Annotated in this window: 4 protein-coding genes and 3 pseudogenes; 6 read left to right on the top strand and 1 reads right to left on the bottom strand. The window is 70.4% G+C overall.

The genetic code is table 11. The features are described from left to right. Positions 1-595, top strand: a pseudogene (locus ABZ281_RS36615) (hypothetical protein); the annotation flags it as partial. 67 nt (positions 596-662) lie between these two features. Here ABZ281_RS36615 and ABZ281_RS36620 read toward each other — a convergent pair. Beyond that, positions 663-886: pseudogene (locus ABZ281_RS36620) on the bottom strand (hypothetical protein); the annotation flags it as partial. Positions 887-922: 36 nt separating this feature from the next. On the opposite strand from ABZ281_RS36620, the gene ABZ281_RS36625 reads away from it, so the two are divergent. From ABZ281_RS36625 to ABZ281_RS36645, 5 genes and pseudogenes are all read left to right on the top strand, one after another. Further along, entirely contained in the window at positions 923-1,804 is an 882-nt protein-coding gene (locus ABZ281_RS36625; protein ID WP_356662367.1) for a polysaccharide deacetylase family protein, read from the top strand. Beyond that, entirely contained in the window at positions 1,801-2,586 is a 786-nt protein-coding gene (locus tag ABZ281_RS36630; RefSeq protein WP_356662368.1) for a polysaccharide deacetylase family protein, read from the top strand. Before ABZ281_RS36625 ends, ABZ281_RS36630 begins: the two co-directional genes overlap by 4 nt. Before the next feature lie 169 nt (positions 2,587-2,755). Then, positions 2,756-3,064, top strand: coding sequence for a co-chaperone GroES (gene groES, locus ABZ281_RS36635; RefSeq protein ID WP_003974211.1), 309 nt, complete (start codon positions 2,756-2,758; stop codon positions 3,062-3,064). Between the two features lie 115 nt (positions 3,065-3,179). After that, entirely contained in the window at positions 3,180-4,805 is a 1,626-nt protein-coding gene (groL, locus tag ABZ281_RS36640) for a chaperonin GroEL (protein ID WP_356662369.1), read from the top strand. 161 nt (positions 4,806-4,966) lie between these two features. After that, positions 4,967-5,213, top strand: a pseudogene (locus tag ABZ281_RS36645) (hypothetical protein); the annotation flags it as partial.

Genomic DNA, 5,213 nt, shown 5'->3' on the forward strand with positions numbered 1-5,213 from the left:
GGCGTTCGCCGGTACCGGCCCGAACCTGGGCCGCCTGGTGGACTCGGGCAACACCCTGGTCGAGTCGGCGTCCGAGGCGCTGCCGGAGACGATCGAGTTCAAGGGCGGCAAGGCCGTCCCCGTGTACGGCAAGACCGGCAAGGGCGTCGACCTCGCCAAGTCGACGACGGTGGTGGAGGAGGCCTACCGCACCCAGGTGGAGACCGGCGCGGCCGGCACGGTGAACCTCCCGACCACCACCCGGCAGCCGACGGTCTCGAACGCCGAGGTCGACCGGGTCCTGAAGGACTTCGCGCAGCCCGCGATGTCGGCCAAGGCCTTCGTGCAGACCGACGCTGCGCACAGCATCCCCTTCGGCGCGCTGTCGCTGCCGAAGATCCTTAGTTTCAAGGCCGTCGACGGCAAGCTCGTGGACACGTACAACCTCAAGGCGCTCCAGGAGGCGTACGGCAAGACCTTCGAGGGCGTGCAGATCGAAGGCGCCAGCGGCAAGCGGGACGTCCTCCCGCAGGACGTCGTCACGGCGCTGCGCAAGGCCCTGCGCGGCAAGACGCCCGCGGAACGCGTCGGAGTCATCGACACCAAGCCGAACTGATCCCCGCGTGAACGACGGAGCCCCTGCCCGCACGGCCGGTTCTACTGATCCCCGCAACACCCTGGACCAGCTCCTGCGCCGGGTCGGTGTCCCGCACCTCGTCGAGGAGGGCGCGGCCTTCGGGGGTGAGGAGGGGAGCGAGGTCGTTCACCGGATCATTGTCGGCCACGGCGGCGGACGGGTGGCATGTGGGCCAGTCGGTGGAAGGAGGGGCGCCGGCCGCGGTGTCGGGCCGGGATCTGCGGGAGGCGGCTGCGAGGATCCGGCACCATGCGAGCAGTCGTACAACATGACAAAAGCCGGGCATCGGGGCGGAGGTCCGCAGGCGTGCGGACCGGCGTCGCCGTGCTCGTCCTCGCCGCCATCGCCTCCGGCTGCGCGCAGGACGGCGGCAGTGGCCAGATCACCCCGGCCGGTGGCCAGCAACCCCTCGACGCGCCCCCGGCCCGCGCGCTCGACTCCTACGCCACCAAGCTGCGCGCCGCGCACGCCGCCCGGGTCGCCGCCGCACACCGCTGGGGCCTGCGCAAGGTCCCGCGGGCCGCCCCGCCGGCCCCCGCGGAGAAGCCCAGGATCAGGACCCGCAAGGGCTTCGAGGTGGAGGGCCACCGGGAGCTGAACCTGCCGCCCGTCTTCACCCGGGTCCCCACCCGGGACAAGGTCGTCTTCCTCACCATCGACGACGGCGCCGAGAAGGACCCCGCGTTCCTGCGGATGATGAGCGACCTGGACGTCCCGTACTCCGCCTTCCTCAGCGGCTACCTGGTCAAGGACGACACCCGCTACTTCCGGACGATGCAGTCCAGGGGCGTGGTCCTGAACAACCACACCCTCCACCACCCCAATCTGCGGGGCATGTCCTACCGGGCGCAGAAGCGCGAGATCTGCGGCATGCAGCGCTACATGGAGAGACAGTTCGGCAAGCGCCCCACCCTCTTCCGCCCGCCCTACGGCAGCTACGACCGGGCGACCCTGCGCGCCGCCAGGACCTGCGGCATCACCTACGCGCCCCTGTGGAACGAGGAGGTCTTCGCCGACCACTGGGAGTACCGCGAGGGGGACCGCAAGCTGCGCCGGGGCGACATCGTCCTCACGCACTTCCGGGGCCGCGACCAGTGGAAGGGCACGATGGCCGACATGATCCGCCGCTTCCTGAACAAGGTGACGGCCCAGGGGTACGCGGTCGGGCGGCTGGAGGACTACCTGTGAGGCGGCCGGCCGCCGCCCTGCTGTGCACGGTCCTGCTGGCCGGCTGCGCCGGGACCGCGGGGGAACGGCCGGGAGCCGCCGACGGCCGGGCGCAGGACCCGCCCCCCGCGGTGAGCGACACCCGCCGGCTGCCGCCCGTCGTGGACCACGTCCCCACCCGCGAACCCGTCGTCTTCCTCACCTACGACGACGGCGCCGAACGCGACCCCCGTTTCGTCGGCCTCGTCCGCGAACGGCGCCTGCCCGTCAGCATGTTCCTCACGGACAGCGTCGTGGGCCCCGGCTACGGCCACTTCGCCCGGCTGCGCGCGGTCGGCGCGTCCGTCCAGAACCACACCCTCGACCACCCCGCCCTGCGCGGCCTGCCCTACGCCGGGCAGCGCGCCGAGATCTGCGGCCAGCAGCGCAAGCTCCGCTCCCGCTTCGGCATCAGCCCCCGCCTCTTCCGCCCGCCCTACGGCACCTACGACCGGACGACCCTGCGCGCAGCGGCCGACTGCGGCATCACGGCGGTCGTCCTGTGGCGCGCGTTGCTGACCGCCGACGGCGAACTGACCTACACCCGGGGCGAGCCCGCCCTGCGCGCCGGCGACATCGTCTCGGTGCCGGCGGGCGAGACGATGTCCCCGAGCCTGACGGAACGGACCGTGCGGCTGCTGCGCGAGATCGAGCGGAAGGGGCTTCGGGTGGGGCGGCTGGAGGACCATCTGGAGGACCATTTGGAGGACCACCGGACGCACCACCTGGAGAGAGCACCCGGCCGACGCGCCGCCGGCAATTAGCAGTCCGCTTGACCGAGTGCTAATCGCGGTCATAGTCTCGGCTCTGGCACTCCTCCTAGGAGAGTGCCAACACAGCGACGGGCAGGTCCGGCACCCGCGACGACGGATCCACCTGGTCGCCACCTCAGACAGTTAACCCCGTGAGATCTCCGAAGGGGGAGGTCGGATCGTGACGACCACCAGCTCCAAGGTTGCCATCAAGCCGCTCGAGGACCGCATTGTGGTCCAGCCGCTCGACGCCGAGCAGACCACCGCCTCTGGCCTGGTCATCCCGGACACCGCCAAGGAGAAGCCCCAGGAGGGCGTCGTCCTTGCCGTGGGCCCGGGCCGCTTCGAGGACGGCAACCGTCTTCCGCTCGACGTCTCCGTCGGCGACGTCGTGCTCTACAGCAAGTACGGCGGCACCGAGGTGAAGTACAACGGCGAGGAGTACCTCGTCCTCTCGGCCCGCGACGTGCTCGCGATCGTCGAGAAGTAATTCACCCCAAGCACATTGCTTTGAACTGCGCCCCTGGCCCCCGCGATCGACAAGAGCCGGGCGCCCGGGGCGCAGTTGCCGTTACCCCAGATTCCGGAAGAGGGCTCACGCTCCTATGGCGAAGATCCTGAAGTTCGACGAGGACGCCCGTCGCGCCCTCGAGCGCGGCGTCAACAAGCTTGCCGACACGGTCAAGGTGACGATCGGCCCCAAGGGCCGCAATGTCGTCATCGACAAGAAGTTCGGCGCTCCCACCATCACCAACGACGGTGTGACCATCGCCCGTGAGGTCGAGGTCGAGGACCCGTACGAGAACCTCGGTGCCCAGCTGGTGAAGGAGGTGGCGACCAAGACCAACGACATCGCGGGTGACGGTACGACCACCGCCACCGTGCTCGCCCAGGCGCTCGTGCGCGAGGGCCTGAAGAACGTCGCCGCCGGTGCCTCCCCGGCCGCCCTGAAGAAGGGCATCGACGCGGCCGTCGCCGCGGGCGCCGAGGAGCTCCTCGCGACCGCCCGGCCGATCGACGAGAAGTCCGACATCGCCGCCGTCGCCGGTCTGTCCGCCCAGGACAGCCAGGTCGGCGAGCTCATCGCCGAGGCCATGGACAAGGTCGGCAAGGACGGTGTCATCACCGTCGAGGAGTCCAACACCTTCGGTCTGGAGCTGGACTTCACCGAGGGCATGGCCTTCGACAAGGGCTACCTGTCGCCGTACTTCGTGACGGACCAGGAGCGCATGGAAGCCGTCCTGGACGACCCGTACATCCTCATCACGCAGGGCAAGATCTCCGCCATCGCGGATCTGCTGCCGCTGCTGGAGAAGGTCATCCAGTCCAACGCCTCCAAGCCGCTGCTGATCATCGCCGAGGACGTCGAGGGCGAGGCCCTGTCGACCCTCGTGGTGAACAAGATCCGTGGCACGTTCAACGCCGTCGCCGTGAAGGCCCCCGGCTTCGGCGACCGCCGCAAGGCGATGCTGCAGGACCTGGCCGTCCTCACCGGCGCCACGGTCGTCTCCGAGGAGGTCGGCCTCAAGCTCGACCAGGTCGGTCTGGACGTCCTCGGCTCCGCCCGCCGCGTCACCGTCACCAAGGACGACACCACGGTCGTCGACGGCGCCGGCAACAAGGACGACGTGCAGGGCCGCGTCGCCCAGATCAAGGCCGAGATCGAGACCACCGACTCCGACTGGGACCGCGAGAAGCTCCAGGAGCGCCTCGCGAAGCTGGCCGGCGGCGTGTGCGTCATCCGCGTCGGTGCCGCCACCGAGGTCGAGCTCAAGGAGCGCAAGCACCGTCTGGAGGACGCCATCTCCGCGACCCGCGCCGCGGTCGAGGAGGGCATCGTCTCCGGTGGTGGCTCCGCGCTGGTCCACGCCGTCAAGGTCCTCGAGGGCAACCTCGGCAAGACCGGCGACGAGGCCACGGGTGTCGCGGTCGTCCGCAAGGCCGCCGTCGAGCCGCTGCGCTGGATCGCCGAGAACGCCGGCCTGGAGGGTTACGTCATCACCTCCAAGGTCGCCGAGCTCGACAAGGGCCAGGGCTTCAACGCCGCGACCGGTGAGTACGGCGACCTGGTCAAGGCCGGCGTCATCGACCCGGTGAAGGTCACCCGCTCCGCCCTGGAGAACGCCGCCTCCATCGCCTCCCTCCTCCTCACGACCGAGACCCTGGTCGTCGAGAAGAAGGAAGAGGATGAGCCGGCCGCCGGGGGCCACGGCCACTCCCACTCCCACTGAGGCTCACACCTCACGCCTGACGACGTAAGGTCGCCAGAGACCGAGCGAAGGCCCGGCACCCCGGAAACGGGGCGCCGGGCCTTCGCCGTTGCGCCCGCCCGTGAAGGGAACCGCCGGGACCGTTCCCGGCCTCCTGAATACCGGAGCAGAAGGAGGTTGCGATGAGCCAGGTGCTCTACGAGGAACGGTCCCGGAATCCGCTGGCGCGCACCGCGGAACTCACCGAGGACCGGCTGCGCAGGGGCGGCCGGACCACACCGCTGGACGAGCTGAACCTCGGCGCCATGGCCGAGGCGTATCTGCGCGGACACTGGCTGGGCGGCGGCGGTGCCGAACGCCCCCTGGAGTCGCTCCCGGAGGGCCCGGGCATCGTCCCGGTCACCCGCGTGACCGGCACCACCACGCCCC

This window comes from Streptomyces sp. NPDC006265 (assembly GCF_040613555.1).
Taxonomy (GTDB): domain Bacteria; phylum Actinomycetota; class Actinomycetes; order Streptomycetales; family Streptomycetaceae; genus Streptomyces.